Annotated in this window: 10 protein-coding genes; 8 read left to right on the forward strand and 2 right to left on the reverse strand. The window is 53.1% G+C overall.

The genetic code is table 11. The features are described 5' to 3' along the window. Together AB2U09_RS02675 and AB2U09_RS02680 are read right to left on the reverse strand one after the other, a co-directional pair. Positions 1-894 (reverse strand): glycoside hydrolase family 5 protein (locus AB2U09_RS02675; protein ID WP_459191144.1); only part of this gene is annotated, 894 nt, incomplete at its 3' end. A 266-nt stretch (positions 895-1,160) separates the two neighbouring features. Further along, positions 1,161-6,281: a right-handed parallel beta-helix repeat-containing protein gene (locus tag AB2U09_RS02680; RefSeq protein ID WP_459191145.1), complete on the reverse strand. Its 5,121-nt coding sequence runs from the start codon at positions 6,279-6,281 to the stop codon at positions 1,161-1,163. Positions 6,282-6,840: 559 nt separating this feature from the next. Between AB2U09_RS02680 and AB2U09_RS02685 the strand changes: the two genes are divergently transcribed. The 8 genes from AB2U09_RS02685 to AB2U09_RS02720 all read left to right on the forward strand — a co-directional run bounded on the left by AB2U09_RS02685 (position 6,841) and on the right by AB2U09_RS02720 (position 18,136). Continuing rightward, the gene (locus tag AB2U09_RS02685; RefSeq protein ID WP_459191146.1) at positions 6,841-9,762 is read left to right on the forward strand and encodes a LamG-like jellyroll fold domain-containing protein; all 2,922 of its coding nucleotides are present in this window, start codon (positions 6,841-6,843) and stop codon (positions 9,760-9,762) included. Between the two features lie 489 nt (positions 9,763-10,251). Continuing rightward, positions 10,252-11,115 carry an O-antigen ligase family protein gene (locus AB2U09_RS02690; protein WP_459191147.1) on the forward strand — a complete coding sequence of 288 codons (864 nt, stop codon included), beginning with the start codon at positions 10,252-10,254 and terminating at the stop codon, positions 11,113-11,115. Positions 11,116-11,138: 23 nt separating this feature from the next. Beyond that, complete coding sequence (locus AB2U09_RS02695; RefSeq protein ID WP_459191148.1) at positions 11,139-12,281, forward strand: glycosyltransferase family 4 protein; 1,143 nt, start codon at positions 11,139-11,141, stop codon at positions 12,279-12,281. Continuing rightward, positions 12,278-13,393: a glycosyltransferase gene (locus AB2U09_RS02700; RefSeq protein ID WP_459191149.1), complete on the forward strand. Its 1,116-nt coding sequence runs from the start codon at positions 12,278-12,280 to the stop codon at positions 13,391-13,393. The genes AB2U09_RS02695 and AB2U09_RS02700 overlap by 4 nt, the downstream gene beginning before the upstream one ends. A 2-nt stretch (positions 13,394-13,395) precedes the next feature. Beyond that, positions 13,396-14,202, forward strand: coding sequence for a glycosyltransferase family 2 protein (locus tag AB2U09_RS02705; protein ID WP_459191150.1), 807 nt, complete (start codon positions 13,396-13,398; stop codon positions 14,200-14,202). Beyond that, positions 14,195-15,133, forward strand: coding sequence for a polysaccharide deacetylase family protein (locus AB2U09_RS02710; RefSeq protein ID WP_459191151.1), 939 nt, complete (start codon positions 14,195-14,197; stop codon positions 15,131-15,133). The genes AB2U09_RS02705 and AB2U09_RS02710 overlap by 8 nt, the downstream gene beginning before the upstream one ends. A gap of 13 nt (positions 15,134-15,146) precedes the next feature. After that, positions 15,147-16,688, forward strand: a complete 1,542-nt coding sequence (locus AB2U09_RS02715) for an alkaline phosphatase family protein (protein WP_459191152.1) — start codon at positions 15,147-15,149, stop codon at positions 16,686-16,688. Next, positions 16,688-18,136, forward strand: a complete 1,449-nt coding sequence (locus AB2U09_RS02720; protein WP_459191153.1) for a flippase — start codon at positions 16,688-16,690, stop codon at positions 18,134-18,136. The genes AB2U09_RS02715 and AB2U09_RS02720 overlap by 1 nt, the downstream gene beginning before the upstream one ends. The last annotated feature ends 28 nt before the right edge of the window (positions 18,137-18,164 follow it).

Raw genomic sequence — 18,164 nt, forward strand, 5'->3', positions numbered from 1 at the left:
GACGTCCTCGGCGGGCGCGCCGTAGGTGTCGTCGAACTCCTCGGGCGTGCCGTTGTCCGGGTAGATGTGCGCCGCGTAGACCAGGTTCTCGCCCTCGAAGGGGTACTCCGGGGCGAAGTTCGTCCGCGAGGTCCAGCTCGGGGAGCCGATGACGATCGGGGTGTCGGGCGCTTCCTCCCGGACCATGTCCACCCACGGCTGGGCGGTCTCACGCCACAACAACCACTCGTCTTCCGGGCTCTCGACGCTCTCGCCGTTGTCGCTCCAGAAGATCGGGTACGTCGGCTCGTTGAACAGCTCGTAGAGGACGTGCTCGTCGTCGGCGAACGCCGGTGCGACGCCGCCCCAGAAGTTCCGGACGATCTCGTCCGGGTTCGTGTCGTAGTCGGCGTCCTCGGCGGCCGCCTCGGTGTAGGGGTGGACGAGGTGATAGTCGATCATCGCGTAGGTCCCTCGCTCGCCCAGCAGGTCGACGACCGGCCGGAGCACGTCCTCGACCAGCGCGTCGACGCCCAGCTGATCAACGTCCCACTGGGTGACCGGGAGCCGGACGACATTGGGGTACCAGCCCCGAGCGGGGTCGCTCGCCCAGTCGACGACTTCCGTGGGCGTCTTCGGGTGGGTCCCCTCGACCTCGTAGAACCCCATCGACGCCGTCGCGAGGCCGTGCAGCCGGATCACCTCGCCGTCGGCATCCCGGACCCATCTACCGTCGGTGTGCAACCGCGGCGGCGGCGTCTCCCCTTCGGCCGCCGCAGTCCCCGCGAACCCGCCGAGGGCGGCCCCCGCTACCCCCGCGCCGGTCGCCCGGAGGACGCCCCGTCGCGTCGCCGTCCGTTCCCGTGTGCCCGTTCGCCGCTCGTCAGATCCGTGTGGGTCGGTATCTGGTACCATTCCACTCTTTCATCGAAACGACATGATTTAATACCATGGTTGGATGAAACGTCGGCAAGGTGACCCGCACTACATTCACAATTTGAAACACTTCAGCTGAGGAATGCACCGAGACGGTCGGTGTCGCCTCTAGAAACCAGTGACGGCACCACCATCGAACGCGTCGCGCGAACGTTCGAGAAGGACTTCGAGTGACCGTGCTCGCGACGGTGCTCTGTAGCGCGATGGAGTGGGTCCACCGCGAGCCGAAGGGATCGGTCGTTCCGTCAGCCGAGAGTGGTGAAGAGTGTCCCGAGTTGCGACACCGCTGCGTCGAGCGTCGCTCTCGCTTCCGCCAGTTCGGCCACCGTGTCGGTCGACGGCTGTGCGTCCGGCGCAGTATCCGTTACTGTGTCCGTCCCCGCTCCAGTCGCCGTCGCGGTCGGTGTCGCCGTGGGCGTCTCCGTCGGCGACGGAGTCGGTTCCACCGTCGGCGTCGCCGTCGGGGTTTCAGTCGGGGACGCGGTGGAGGTCTCGGTGGGCGATGCAGTCGGCGTCTCGGTAGGTGACGTGGTCGCCGTCTCGGTTTCCGTCGCGGTGTCGGTAGCCGTCTCAGTAGCGGTGTCTGTTGCCGTTTCCGTCTCCGGACCGACCGTCGTCTCGGTCGGAGACACGGTTGGTGTCTGGGTCGGCGATGCGGTCGCCGTCTCGGTGTCCGTCGGCGCGGTGGTCGTCGTGTCCCCGGTCGTCTCGGGGCGCTCGAACGCGAACGTCAGGTTCCACTCGCCGTCGACGGGGACGCTTCGGCCGTCGGCGGTCTCCGCAGAGGCGGTGTAGGTTCCTGTTTCGAGTGTCGTTCCGTCGATCTGCGCCGTCGAATCGGCCGCCACTGGGAGCGTCGTCACGACGCCCGACTCGTTTGCAACGGTCAACTCGACCGACTCGTTGTTGGGATTCGTCGCGGTGACGTTGTCGTCGACGGTCAGCGCGATCGAATCGAGGTCCGGTGGGAGTTCGAACGTCCACTCCGTCACGCCGTTGACGGGTACCGACTCGTTCGCGTCGGTCGCGGCGGTCAGCGTGTACGCGCCGGGATCGAGACCGGTGATCGACTCGTTCGCGCCCGCGACGAGGTCGACCGTTCGGACGGCGCCGGACTCGTTCGCGACGGTCGCGGTGAGCGGTTGGTCGGTCGGGTTCTCCGCCCAGACGACGCGGTCGCCGACGGTCGCGTTCACGGCGAGGTCGGCTTCGACCGGGGCGCTGACCAGCGCGTAGATCCCGTCCTCGCTGATGGTCTCCGTGACCACGCCGTCGACGGTCTCCGTCTCGTTCACGGCAGGCGTCCACTCGGTCCCGTCGTAGCGCCAGAGCTGGACGACTTCCTCAGATTCGTCGGTCGTGTCGCCCTCCTCGGTCTCGGCGGAATCGATCTCGAATCGAGCTTCGAGGTCGCCGTCGACACTGCTCGCGTTCAGTCCGGGTCCGAGAGCAGTGGCTTCCTCGGGAAGCTCCGGGAGCGCCGCCTGCTCGACGTCGTCGAGCGCGACCGATCGCTCGGTGAAGGTAGTGTTCAGCGAGTCACCGAGCCGGAGCGCGGTGGCAGTAACGCTCCCCCTGGTCGCGTCGAGTGCGAGGCCGGCATTGTCGGTGACAGTGACGTTGTCGAGCGTTGCGTCCGCGTTGAGCAGCAGGCCCTCGGCGCCGTTGTCGGCGACAGTGACGTTTTCGAAGTTCGAACTGGTTCCAGCGTCGATCTGGACGCCCGCGCCGCCGTTGTCGGCGATGGTGACGTTTTCCGCCAGCCTTACCGCACCGACGGCGTGGACGCCCGCGCCGCCGTTGTTCGAGACGGTCGCGTCGGAGAGCAAGATAACGCCGCTCATCTCGGTTTCGACACCGGCGTCACCGTTCCCCGCGACGGTGCTGTTTACGATCGTCGCGATACCGCTGTAACTGGTGAAGACGCCGTCCTCGGCGTTGTTCCGGACGGTCGAGTGGTCGAGTGTGATGTTCGCCCCGTCCGCGGCGCTCACGCCCAGATCGTTGCCCTCGATGGTGGCGTTCTCGACCGTAACGGACCCGGCCTCGTACCCGCGGAGGCCGTCTTCGTTGCCGGTCAGCGTCACGTTTCGAAGCGTCCCGGTCCGCCCCTGCAACACGACGCCGTCGTCGTTGTTCCGGAAGGCGGAGTCGACGATACTGACGTTCGAGACGCCGCTGAGCCCGACAACGTCTGACCGGACGCCCGCGTTCCAGCCGGTCGCCTCCACGTTTCGGATGGTGACGTTGTCGAAGGGAGCTTCGAACACGTCGATGTCCGCGCCGTCGATGAGGATTCCAGCGGTGGCGTCGGATCCTGACCCCGCGTCCGAAACCGGGCCGTCGCCCTCGATCGCGAAGCCGTTCCCGTCGATCACTACGTCATCAGACTGGATCCGGAGACAAGACCCGTCGTCCGTCGCCGGGATATTCGCGGTCAGGTCGTAGCGACCGGGCGCGGTGATGTTCTGACAGCTGTCGATCTGTCGGTCGTGAGCCGATTCGACGGTGATATTCAGGCTCGTCTCGCCGTTCAGCAGGATCTCCTGCTCCGTTCCCTCGCTGGTCAGTGTGTAATTCCCCGGGTCGAGCAGTTCACGGGTGGTTTCGTTCGCGGGAACGCTAATCGGTCTAACCAGATCCCCATCGGCGGACACAGTGACGGTCAGGGAGACGCCACTCGGATTCGTGATCGAGACGGTCTGGTTCTCGACGGAGACGGCGAGATCGATAGCTTCGGTCTCGGCGCTCTCGTTGATAGTGAGCGTGTACGCGGATTCCCCTTCGACGAGCACGTCGCGATCCGCGCTCTCACCGGTCAGCGTGTACTCGCCCGGCTGGAACTGCTCGGTGACGGTCGCGCCGGCCGCGACCTCGATCGTGCGGTTGTCGGTATCCTGGGCGGACGCCGTCACGATGACGCTCGTCTCGCTCGGGTTCGAAATCGAGACGTTCTGACCGTCGACGGTCACGGCGAGGTCGAGCGGCGGTTCCTCCTCGACGGTGAACTCGTAGGTGGAGTCACCGTCGATTAGGACGTCACGCTCGTCGCTCTCGCCGGTCAGGGTGTACGTTCCCGGTTCGAACGCCTCGGTGACGGTTTCCCCGGCCGCGACCTCGAGCGTCCGGTCGTCGATCCCGTCGCCGGACGCGGTGACCGTGACGCTCGCGTTACTCGGGTTCTCCAGCGTGAGCGTCTGGCCGTCGACGCTCACGTTGAGGTCGATCGCCCCGGGCTGCTCTGGTTCGGGCGCAGGCGCCGGAGCTTCGACCGTCACTTCGGCCGCGGACTGGCCGTTGATCTGAACGGACCGCCCCTCGGTCGTCTCGGAAGTGAGCGTGTACGTCCCCGGATCGAGTCGCTGGTCAACCGTCCAGTCGCGGGGCACCTCGAAGCTGACTCGCTCGCCCTCGTCGCTCTCCGCCGTCACAACGACGCGCTGGTCGTTCGGGTTCTCGACGGTGAGCGTCTGATTGCCGACGGTCGCGGAGAGGCTCTGTAGTTCGTCTCCGACGGAGACGGTGAGTTCCGCTCGGCCCGCGAGTTCCACGTCGCGGCCGTCCTCGGTCTCCGCCGTGAGCGTGTACGTCCCCGGGTCGAGGTCGAGCGTCGTCGACTCGCCCGCCGCGAGCGTGACAGTCCGGAGGTCGTCGCCATCGCTGGTCACCGTCACAGTGACCGCGACGTCGTTGGGGTTCGCGAGGAAGACCGTCTTGTCGTCGACCGAAGCGAACAGGCTCCGCAGTTCGTCCTGTTCGTCCGCGTCCCCTCCGTCGCCGTCGTCCTCCTCAGCTTCCGGATCCTCGGCGACGCCCTTCGCGTAGTTGTAGATGGTCACTTCCTGGGTGACGTTGATCTCCACCGCCGTCTGGACGGTGGTCGCGGCCGCGCGCTGGGTCGAGGTCTGGATCTGTTCGATGCTGACCTCCTGACTCTGTATGAGTGCGAGCGACCCCTCGCTCGCGCCGCGGGCCGCCGACTGTATCTGGACGACCGACGCACCCTGGGACTGCGAGAGCGCACCCCTGGCCGCGCTGTCGACGATGACCTGTATCTGGACGACGTTGATCTGCTGGATCTGGATCACGGTCCCCGCGGCCGCGCCGGAGGCCGCCGCCTGGATCTGCCGGACGTTCGTCACCTGATGCTGAACTGCTGACCCGACTGCACCCGCGGCCGCACCGAACGCCGCCTGCTGTACCTGCACGACCGTCACCGACTGGACCTGCGTGATCGTCCCGCGAGCGGCCCCGAGCGCGGCGGCCTGGATCTGGACGACCGTCGCGCTCTGAGACTGGGAGAGCGCACCTTCCGCGGCGCCCATCGACGACTGCTGGATCTGCGTGACGGTCGCGTTCTGGCTCTGGACCAGCGCGCCCTTACAGGCGCCGCGCGCTGCCGCCTGGATCTGCGTGATCGTCACCTGCTGGACCTGGACGAGCGCCCCCTGCGCAGCGCCCATCGCGGACTCCTGAGTCTTCTTCGGATTCGCGCCGCTCTCGCTCTCGACCGCACCGCCCGCGGCGCCGAACGCCGCCGCCTGTCGCTGCGTGACGTTCACGCGCTGGCGCTGTTCGAGCGCGCCGTAGGCGGCGCCCTGCGCTGCTTCCTGCACTTGCGTGACGTTCACCTGCTGCGTCTGGACTGTGGTGGGCGAGTCGGCCTCCGGAGCGTTCGCGTGTGCAGCGCCGGCCGCCGCACCGACCGCGGCGAACTGGATCTGCGTGACGTTCGCGCGCTGGGACTGGGCGACCGAACCGTGCGCCGCGCCGTATGCGGCCGCCTGTACCTGCGTGACGCTCGCCGACTGGGATTGCGAGAGCGCGCCCGCGACGCTCGCGTACACGCCCGCCTGTGTCTGCGTGATGTTGACCTGCTGGGACTGAACGAGCGCGCCGTGTGCTGCGCCTTTGGTAGCGGCCTGGATCTGCCCGGCCGAGGCGTTCTGAAACTGCGCGGCCGCGTGCATCGAACTGTTGATCGTCGCGTTGATCTGTGTCTGTGTAACGTCGACGCCCTGCTCCTGAACGAGTTCTGCGCCCGCCTGTGCGCCGGCTCTCGCCGCTTCTCGCTGGCTCTCGTTCAGGGTCTCGTTGACAGAGACGTCCGCCTCGGGCGTTACGCTCGCAAGCGCGCGGAGTTGATCACTGATCTCGTCGTACGGAACTTCGTCTACCTCCTGTAGTGAGGCTACTGTGGACTGCCGGTCGGCTGTCGGTTGTGCCGATACGTGTTCTGTCGGGCCTTCGACGAATGGTCGGTCCTGTACTGAGTCGGTCTGTGTGGTATCGGTCGCCGCGACTGTCGGCGCGAAGACGCTACAGACCACAAGGATGACGAGTCCGATCGGAATGGCGTCGTTCATCGTCGCCTCCGGTAGTCAGTTCGGTTGCGTTCGCTCGAAACTCGAGATGGAGTGGGATTGAAAGTCATTTTCTGAGGGTGTGACGAGAGAACTCGCCGTGCTTGACGAGAGGACTGTAAACTGAGTCGACAAATAAACCCCAGATACAGTTAGTTTCGCGAATAGGTACGTAAGCTCAGGTTACGGGACAGTACGAGAAGCGGTTGAGACAAGCACGCCTTGATAAGGCGATGTGAGTGAAAAGACGGACCGATGAAGGTGCATACTTTCGGGCTACACAGCACTTATCCCGCGAATCGACACAGAAGAGTATCCAACGGGCTATCTGCTAGTAGCGTGGATCAAATACAGCTTTGCCCGCATGCCCGAAGATTTACGCAAGGGTGTTCGCCTCGCTGGTGAAATCTCAGGGGGTTATAGGTGGCAGAGTAACTGGAAGAAGGAATTGGTAGCTGACTCGGTCGGTGACGATTCGGTGAGGCGACCACCACCCGATTCCATCGTGTGCTGCAGACGGAGAAGGGCGTACTTTATGCCTGTCCGTCGATAGGTAGCCTACATGACTGACGTGCGGGCGGCGACTGACGATCTCCTCTCGGACAAACCGGATCTGGAAGCGCCGTTGCGGGAGGTCGTCGCCGTCGACGAAGACACCGACACCTGGACGTTCGATGACGTACCCCTCGATTCGGGGGTGTTCGGCGAGCTGGTTTCCCGCGGGGTCGTCGAAGAGGTCGACGACGAGTACGCGCTTGCCGACAGTGATGCGGTGCGGCGGGCGCTCGACGGCGACGACGTAACCGAGCCGGCGACGGACTCGGAGGCAGCCGTATCGCTGCCCTCGTTCGACTTCGACCGGCTGGAAGTCGCTGGCGTCGTTGCGGCACTGGCGCTGGTCGTTCTCTTTCGCGTGCTTCCGTTTCGGTCAGTGTTCCGCGGCGATGACGTCGTCCTCTCGGGCAACGACCCGTACGCCTATCGCTATCTCGTTCACGAACTGCTCGCGGTGAGTTCGAACCCCTTCGACCTGTCCGTACTGTCGGCGCTGCCGGCAGGTGTGTCCCACGGGGAACCGCTAATGGTCACGACGCTGTGGTGGGTTTCGGCACTACTTGGCGGCGAGTCCGCGGTCGGTGGCGTGCTCGCGTGGTTCCCGGTCGTCTCGGCGGTCGTGACGGCGCTGCTGGTCTACGCTCTCGCGGTCCGGTTGACCGACGACAAGCGGGTCGGGATTGTGGCGGTCGTGTTGCTAGCGGTGACGCCCGCCCACGCCTTCCGGACGGGACTAGGATTCGCGGATCACCACGCTTTCGACTACCCGTGGCTAGTGTTGACCGCGCTAGCCGTCGTTTCGGTAGTCGGTCGAGATATTCGGGAACGCCGGACGTGGGCCTGGGTCGGTGCACTCGCGGTTGGGGTCACCGGGCAGGTGCTCGCATGGGACGCCGGGCCGCTATTGTTGCTACCGCTTGGACTGTTCGCGGTGGGACTGGTGACATCAGCGTTGCGTGCTGGAGAGTCGACGCTGCAGTCCGGGGGGCCGCTGCTAGCCGGCGTTTCGCTGGGGACGCTTGTTGCTGTTCTCGCACACGTTTTGCTCGGCTGGCATTCCATGGCGGTCATCGTCGCACCCGTCTTGTTGTCGGTCGGGATCGCTGGCCTGCTCATATTGAGTGAGGGTGCGCGGCGTACTCGTGTATCTTCGAGGGGGGTTGCGGGCGTCGCTGTCGCTGGGTCGGTCCTCGGCATCCTCGCCTTGCGATCGCTGGTGCCGGCATTCAAGACGGAACTGGAGCGCGGTGTGAACTTTCTGCTAACAACTGAGGGGATCGCGGAGACGACTTCGATCGTCTCAGGAGATCTGGGAACGATCGTTGGTCCAATATTTCTCTTCGGGTTGGGACTCTTTCTGGCGCTGGGGCATATGGGGTGGGCCCTCTGGACGAGCTATCGCCGCCATGCGCCGGAGTGGTTGTTGGTCGGCGTATACGGCTGGTACTTCCTATTGCTGTCCGCGATTCAGGTTCGGTTCGCGGGCCAGTTGGCGCTGTTCACAGCTTTGTTTGGTGGGCTAGCGTTCGTCCATCTGGCGGCATGGGTCGACTTGGCGTCGGTGCCGGTGCCGTTCGTCGACGGGCCGACTAATGGGCCCAGTGTCGTCGGTGACGGTAGGGACGACTCCAGTTCTGTTGATGAACTGGCTCAACCCGACCGCCGGGAGGCGCTCCAGCTTGGCGCCCTCGGGCTTGGGGTCGGGAGTCTCGGCGGGCTATTGACGCCGATTCGGCACTCGCAGTTGACTATCGATGACTCGATGTACGAGGCTGCGAAATTTATGCGCGATTATTCGGAAGAGCGTGGGTGGGAGTATCCTGAAAACTACGTGTTCAGTGAGTGGGGGCGCAATCGGGTGTACAATTGGTTTGTGAATGGTGAGTCTAGTGACTACAGGTTTGCAAAAAGTAGGTATTCAGAATTTTCCTCAGCTACAGATGGTGCGAGTTGGTATGAAAGGTTACGTGGTGGAACTGGTTTTATAACTATTTCAAACAAGTCTGTGAATGGTCTATCTGAGGGGATTGGAGTTGATCTTAGTACTGGCTGGGGTGATGGTTCTGGGCATTACCGAGCGATATGGGCAGATCCGTCCAGAAAAGTATACACCTTAGTTCGGGGGGCAATTGTCGCAACTCAGACAAATTCTGACGAAATAGATATGTATACAGAAATTACAGTGAATGGTGAAACCCATCGTCACAGAGTATCAGCTAACTCCGCAGAGAACGGTTGGTGTGCTGCACGTGTTCCTTATTCTGGCGAATACGCAGCAGGAGATAGTAATATTACGGTTACTGACGATGAAGTGAGGGCGGGGTTAGTGGCCAATGAAAGGACCATGCCTGCATATTGGCGACTTGATGAGGGACATGGTAACTACATATTTGATAATAAAGGGGGGAACCATGGTTTGGTGGTGAAGGGTGAATGGATTAGTTCTAACCAAGATCAGGTCTTTAGATCCACGAGTGAAAACTACGCGCATATCCCCCATCACGATGTGATATCTGGTCAAGGTGGGTTCGATTTGTCTGTCCAAGTACGAACGGATCCAGACACGGACTACATGGAAGGCACGCCTTTCGCTCGACTCATTTCAAAGGCTAATTCAAGTTCATTTGGCAAAACAGAGGGATACCAGATCTGCTTAAACCGGGGACGAGTGCTCGGCGCGTTGGGAGATGGTGATAGCTCGGTATCAGTAATGTCAGGACCAGATATTACCGATGGTAACTGGCATACTTTACGTATGACCTGGGATGGGAATACCTGCCGCTTATCCGTTGATAATTCGATTGTGGATTCTGGTAGCTTTGGCGGCCCGATAAGCACAGATGTGCCACTGACGTTTGGAGCTACGTCAGACTTGAATCATTTCTTCGTAGGCGAGCTGAAAAACGTGAGATTGCGTCCCGTTGACTGAACTAATGTCTGAATTTACCTCTATCCCCACGTCTAGTTTCACGATTTAGATGTTAGAAACATCGGCCACTGGGTCCAAAGAATAATATACTCGGAAGAAACTGATTTACTATTAGCTATATCCAGTACAGCGATGAACCCTGCCAGAGATCGTTTCAAGTTGTTCCAATTTTATTTGATGTGTCTATTCGTGGCGATCTATCCATTAGATCAATTTAGCGTCATTTGGGTATTCTCTCTTACGGATATCTTTATCATAGCGATGGGATTGACCCTGTTCGTGGAGGCCCTCTACCGTGGTGGATTGGCTATGTCACGGAGAAACCTCGTCATAGTATCCTGTATCCTTCTTATGGCAATACTCCGAATTCTCACTATTCCAGACTCATCCCCGGACTTTCGACCACGAACTATCCAATTTGTGATTAAGGGATTTACAACATCTATACTTGTTTTACACATATTCAAATCTATAAATTCGAGGCGCGATATGATTTTAGTGATGCGTATTTTAGTTATATCAGCTGTTGTTTTAAATATATTTAATATTATTCAAGGTTTGGGTATAATTCAATTCCCAGGCTCTCGTCTTGTTCCGAATAGAGCAATTGCAGGATATGAATTCCCAGTTCAGCACCGCGCTGTTGCTATATTTACCGTCTTTGCCTCTTACGGTATCTGGTCCGTGACTGGATTGTCGCTTGCACTCTCTTCGCTGAAGAGCGGCTATTTGTTAAAAAGAAAGAATTGTCTTATCGGATCTGCAATTATCATGGTTGGAATTACATTTGTACTTCAATCGAGAGCGGTTTGGTTAGGAATGTTTGCTTCGGTTGCTACCTATTCTACAGTTCGATTTTGGATAACTGCGAGAAAAACCGTATTTATATCCACACTTTCAGTAGTGGTATTCTCACTACTTTCTGCAACCCCCCATATAGTGAAAACATTTACACGTATACAGAGATCTACAATATTCAATAGGATACATCAATACATGATCGCCATCGATCTTACTAGGGAAAATCCAATCTTTGGCTCTGGACTAGGTAAAGTAGGGTATCAAACCGGTACAACCCTACATAATCTTTATCTCCAATTGCTAGCATACAACGGCACAATTGGGTTCCTATTATTCTTAATTGTATTAGTTGGGATCCTGCGTGGATACACTGGGAAAATACTGGAAAAATCGATTAGCCCACTTGGTGCTGGAATATTCGCCGCATTGGTTGGTTGCCTTATTATTGCAGTAGGCTATCCGGGAGGGAAAGACTACCTTCCCTGGGTGGTAATCGCTATCGCGTATTCGCATCTATCACTGTCGACGGATTCGATTGACAAACCTCTTTAGAGCAAATTCGAAACAAGAACATAATGCACATCGGGTTTGTATCACATCATCCATTCCCTCTGAACCTGGGTACAGCGACAAATGAATATGTACGGAAGCTTTGCGAAAGGGGCCATCGTGTTTCAGTGATGGCAATTAAAGCTAATGACCAGGACTATCGAGATACTGAGTATGGAGCCGACATCTATAGGATAGATACCAAGGAGAGTAGCAAGATCTTGTACAGGTCCAAATATGCGCTAGAAGCGATAAACGAGCTCAAGACTGTTGATAACGACAATGAAATAGACGTTATTCACATGCGCGCATTTCCAAATACTGGTCTAATTCTTGATGCAGTCTCTTGGAAAGACTCTCCCCCCGTAATAGCTGATGTTCGTGCGACAGGGATTGGAAATAGTTTATTTGATGCTGTGACACGCTTTGGTATCAAGATACAACATAGAATGGTAGATCGGACTATCGTTGTCGATGAAAACGTAAGGGACCGGATCTGGGGTCGGGACAGTGATCACATAGGGATTGTCCCCTTAGGTGTCTCATTCGATAGATTTTCCCCCGGTCAGAACCCACAGCTCAGAGATTTACTTAATATAAACGAAGACACATTCCTATTTGGATATATTGGTCATCTTCATGAATCTCGGAACCTTGAGGAAATGATCAAGGCTTTCAAAAAATCCGAGTGCGGCAAGAAGTGTAAGCTTCTAATAGTTGGAGAAGGTAACGGGAGAGACAATCTGAAAACCTTGGCAAATGAATTAGGGATATCCGACTCCGTTCTATTTACTGGAGCTGTCCCGTTTAGTGATGTCCCTAACTATTACAAGGTACTTGACTGTGGATTGTCGTATATTCCGGACAAGAAGCAATATCGGGATCAACCACCATTGAAAACTGTAGAATACCTTGCTACTGGCCTCCCAGTTGTTGCTACAGACACTCCAGGGAACAGGAGATTTGTTACAGATGATGTGAATGCAATCGTAACAAAACCGGACGTGCAAGCATTCTCAGATGGCATGAGAGAAATATTCGAGTCAAATAGTAAACGAAAACGATTAGCTAATACAGCTCGGTCTTCAGTAGATGAGTTCCGCTACAGTAGAATCGTGACCAATTCTCTCCTTCCAGAATATAAAAAAGCCATAGAGAAAAACAGATGACTGTCAGCGTACTACAGGTGCCAAAATATTACCCACCAACTACAGGTGGAATCGAAAAAGTAGCACAAATGATTGCAGAAGGAATTGGCTCTGATGTCAAATCAGAGATCCTATGTTCGGCTAAAGGAAAAATTGGAACTACTGAAAACATTAATGATATAACTATACACAGAGTGACTAGTTTAGGTGAGGTTTTATCCGTGCCGATCTCACCCACGCTTCCGATCAGACTTCACTCTTTAAATAGAAGTTTTGACGTGACCCACTACCACCTGCCCAATCCCCCGGCAGTAGCGTCCAGTCACCTATCATTTACGGAACACTCAAAAATATTAGCAACATATCATAGCGACATAGTGAAACAGGAAAAAAGCTATGCTATGTATAGGCCAATTCTGGAACGGTTCCTCAACAAATGCGATAAAATATTGACCACATCTCCACAGATGTCAGAAAACTCTCGCGTACTAGAGAAATATGACTCAAAAGTTGAGGTTGTCCCACTTTCAGTAGATCTACAAAGAATCAATCGTGAAAGGAATAGTATTTGCAGCAGTGGGGGGGTTGGCAATTCAGAACCTATAATTCTATTTGTAGGAAGACTAGTTTACTATAAGGGGGTAGAGTACCTTATCAAAGCGATGGAAGGGATCGAGGGACAGCTCTATATTATCGGAACCGGTCCTTTAGAAGATGACCTTCAACAGCAGGCACAAAGATACGGTTTAGAAAATAAGATTACGTTTTTAGGGCACGTTAATAGGAAAAAATTGAATGAGATGTACGAAGTTGCGGATGTATTTGTCCTCCCATCTGTCGAGAGAAGCGAGGCATTCGGTATTGTGCAGCTTGAAGCCATGGCTCGCGAAACACCGGTAGTGAATACCAAGTTGCCTACTGGCGTTCCCTGGGTAAGCTTGGATGGGAAGACAGGGCTAACGGTCCAACCAAAGGAGCCACACGAGATCGAAACTGCAGTCAATACACTGATCCAGGATGATGATTTGAGATGTGAATATGGGAAGAACGCTAGAAAAAGAGTAGAAAACAAATTCACAAAGTCAGGCATGATCTCGAAAATGGAAGATATATACCAGAATATAAGAGACTAATAATGAGATCGAGTAAACCATTGGTTTCTGTAGTGTTGCCTGTTCTGAACGACCGTGATTACATAGAGAGATGTATCGATTCAATCTTGTCCCAATCGTATGACTATATAGAGCTCATAATAGTGGACGGTGGATCAACAGATGGGACGTTAGAGTATTGCAAAGAGATAGCCGGCGAGCAAGTTCAAGTCCTACACGGTGGCGGATTTGTTGCCTCTTGTAATAAAGGAGTTAAAATGTCAGAAGGAGAATTTATAGCACGAGTTGATGCAGATGTCATTTCTAAACCAACTCGATTTGAGAAGCAAGTAAAAGTCCTACAATCTGACGCAGCGATCGCGGCTGTCGGTTCGCACGCCAAGCGGATACATCCAGCCTCGGGAACAGAGTGGATTGATAAAAAGCCAGTAACGGATGACAACATTAGAAGGAAGCTAATCTTTTCACCTCCAATTATTCATCCAGCCTCGATGATACGGAAATCCCATCTCCTTTCTGCAGGGGGTTATCGCGATTATCATTGGGAAGACTATGAATTATGGACAAGGCTACAAGAACATAAAATAATCAACATTGATGATGTGCTGGTTGAGGTTTATAATCGAGAAGGGAGCATACAGGGTATGACTAACCCCATCACTCAAGCCTATGCGAACATCGTCTGTGGGTACTTGGCGATCAAAAGAGGAAATCGCAATTTAATAGAAAAAATGTGGATGCACCCTTCAAATATTTTATATGGGGTTGCAAAAGGTGTTAGATCCATGATGATGGACAGAAGATCGGTTTTGGGAGAAGAATATGAATAACTGCGAGAGCGAAATTCGAGCACTGGTCCTTTCTTTTGATACAGAACTAGAGTGGGGTTTTCATGATTTAGACAAGCCAGATCATCTCTATCCCGACAAAGAAAGAGTCAAAGGGAATGTTAGACGGATTCTCACTATATTGGACAAATACAATGCTACGGCGACTTGGGCGCTTGTAGGACATCTCTTTTTAGAGTCGTGCTCTGGAGATCACCCTGAACTTCCTATAGATCCCAGCTGGTGGGAGGATGATCCGGGTGGTAACGCTGACTCCAGCCCTCTGCGGTTCGGAAGAGACCTCATAGAAGAAATCCAAAATGCGAAAGAAAATCAAGATATTGGAATTCATACATTTTCTCATATAGTCTGCTCAGACAGCAGGATTTCAAGACAGGTATTCAAAGAAGATGTAGTCAAAGCTAAGAAACTATCCGAAAAATTGGGAACAACCCCATCGTCATTTGTATACCCACAGAATGTAGTTCGATTTCAAGATATTCTTGAAAAAGTTGGATTCGACGTATTCAGGTCTCCCTCACCTACAATCAAGAACCAGAGACAAAGGAGATTCGGAAGGTATTACAAGTTCTATTCGTTTATCCGGAGAGATCCATTTCCAATTGTTTGGCCACAAAAGGTTAGTGAGAACATGTGGACAATCCCAGCTTCGCAAAACTTCGCGTATGCTCATCGGCACCCGATCAATCAAGCCCTGCAATCATTTCCCAAACATCCACGAGTAGACGGAGCTGAAAAAGCATTAAAGGTAATAAACAGGGACGGAGGGATACTACACCTGTGGGCTCATCCCCATGATTTTGATGATGAACTATTAAACGATCTAGAGCAAGTAATCAAAGTTGCGGATAATCTAGATATACCTATTCAATCGATGGCGGAGGCAGTCCGTAACACCAATAACCGCCCGTAACAAGGGTCCAACAATGGACTCACCCGATACGTTAGTTTTTGGGATTGATGGTGCACATTTTGAATTAATAGAACCCTGGATTGAACAAGGAGAACTCCCTAATTTGGAACAACAGATAGAATCTGGCATCTGTGGTGACCTTGAGTCTGTACTTCCTCCGGTAACGTCCCCCAATTGGAAAGCGTATATGACTGGGCGAAACCCTGGAAAAATAGGCATATTTTGGTGGGAAAACATAGATGTTGACCAAAAACGAATATATTACCCCTCAGAAAGGAAAAATTCTCTAACGGAATTTTGGGAATTAATCTCGCAGCATACACCTGTTGGTGTAATTGGTGTTCCGACTACGTACCCTCCGAAAGACGTGAACGGGTATGTTGTTGCTGGAGCGCCTGACGGTCAGAACACAGGATTTGCGTCACCTGCTTCATTTGAACAGACATTGAATAGAGAACTGAACTACCGAGTGACAAACAAACATAACATTAGCGAGGATATCGACCGAGCAGCTACTGAAATTCTAGATCTCATTGAGTCTCGGTATGAGGCTGCAGAGATAATGCTTGAGCAGGAAAATATAGGGTTCCTTCAGATAACAACCTTCTATATTAACGTACTCCAACATTATCTTTGGGATCATAAATATACCCTCAAAGGCTGGAAGATTATTGATGAGTATATCGGAAAGCTAGATTCTAAGGACACAAATACAATCTTCATGAGTGACCATGGTTCCACAGAAATAGACACAGTATTCCACATAAATGATTGGCTAGATTCGAGTGGATACTTAAATACCAATCTTAAAACCCAAAAGGCACTTCATAAAATCGGTCTGAGCAGAGAAAGAATTGGAGAAGTAGCTGCAAGGTTGGGTATTTTCGACCTCGCAAAAAATCACACACCCGAAAAGATATTGAACAAGCTGCCGGATGAATCAGGGACAATCAATCATGGGGCAAAAGAAGAAAGCATAGATTGGGAGTCTTCAAAGGCAATAGCCAGTGGACAGGGCCCAGTTTATATGATATCGAAAGATGGCAAAGACGAAAAAGAATTAACCCAAGAGCTTGAAAAATTAAATATAGAAAAAGAAGAAAAATTACTCGAAGGCATACATAAGAAACAGAATATATATTCGGGAAAGTATCTCGACCAGGCACCGGACCTGATAATTGACCAGAAATCCGGTACTCATATACCAGGGAGTATAGGTAGTGATGACATTGTCACTCATCCGGAGGATTCAGGCTGGAAGGCTGAAAACAAAAAAACAGGACTGTTTGTCGCGAATGGGCCAGACTTCGGTGAAACAGAAGGTGAACGTATTGACATCTCAATTCTCGATCTCGCCCCAACTCTTCTACACTTACACGGCCTTAGTATTCCTAATGACTACGATGGGCAGGTGAGAAAAGACGTGTTTTCTCATTCGAGCCCAGCGATGGAATCAGAGGTTGAATTTACTGATTCTATATCCCGCGAGGTTTTAGAACATCACACTGACAACGACCTGGAGGATCGTCTAGAAGACTTGGGCTATCTCGATTAATGGATGTAGATCGAACATCTGCTGTTGTGTTTTTCTCGAAGATATTGAACTCAATAGCTACATTTGTTGGATTCGCATATTTCAGCCGAAAATTGGGCCCAGCAACTTTAGGAATATATTTCTTGTACCGGACCATTTTGGAAATACTTTCACTGCCAGCAGATCTAGGACTACGGAGTGGGATCGAAAAGAAATTAAGCGAAACCTCGGATGAACGCTATATTTCCTCTGCAATTCTGATCAAAATAGTATCTCTCTCAGTGGTTTGTTTGTGTATACTTACATTATCCGATTATGTAGTAAATCATGTATCTGGTGATGTGTCTATAGTATTCGGAGAAGAAACTGTGATTCTACTCACTACAGGACTCATATTTCAAGAGTTTTCTGGAGCCTTGTTTAAAATTGGAAGAGGACAAATGGAAATAGTAAAGGTATCCATGATTCAATTATCTAGAAAAATAATTCTTTTTATCAGCGCATTCTTATTATCAAGTCATGGCCATGGCTACGATTCCTTGATATTTGGGTACATAATATCGGACATAATATCGATATTTTTGTCCGTTATAATATTCGATATCGGATGTAAGGCTCCAAAAAAGGAACATTTACAATCTATTTGGGATTTTTCCAAATATAGTTTCATAGGGACAGCAAACTTTCAACTTTTTAAGTGGTTGGATGTTCTTCTAATAGGCCTGTATCTAGAGGCTGCAAAAGTGTCACAGTATGAGTTGGCTTGGCGCGTCTCTGTAGTGATAATGCTATTTAGTCAAGCGATCTCTACAACCGCCTTCCCAAAGGTTAGTGAACTGTCCTCCGATATGAGTGAGAACCGACAAAAACTAAGTGACTTATTACCTAGCCTAGTAATTCCATCCCTGTACTTTGTTTTTCCTTCGATCTCTATTTCTCTCCTATTTGGATCGGAGATCCTGAATTTACTTTTTGGAAGTGGGTACTCCGAAGGCGCTATAGCACTCCAGATACTGATCTTCAGTAAAATCTTACACGGTATTTACACAGTATTTGGAAATTTCTTGGAAGCAATGAACTACCCTGCTGAATCGGCCAAATCAGCAACTATATCTTCGGCCGCAAATTTACTGTTAAATATATCGCTAATACCTCTACTAGGGATAACTGGCGCAGCCATTGCAACTTCTACCTCGTTGGCCATCAATCTCCTCTTCCATATGAGATATATGTCTACTCACATTGACTATGAAATTCCTTTCCGTCCCATAGGAGAATATTTATTATTATCTTCAATCACCTACATAATTGGACTATTCATGAAAACTAATATAGACATTAGCTCCAATTATGAACTCATATTGATTATGTTTTCTATAGGGGCTCTATACCTTATCTTTTCAATAGGGGCCCCTAACATACGTAGTTCAATGAAAGCGTACGTTCCTAGCCCGTTGCTGCCCTCATAAGCTAATTTGGTCGACTTGACCCCTTCTT

The organism is Halosimplex yunnanense, from assembly GCF_054504345.1.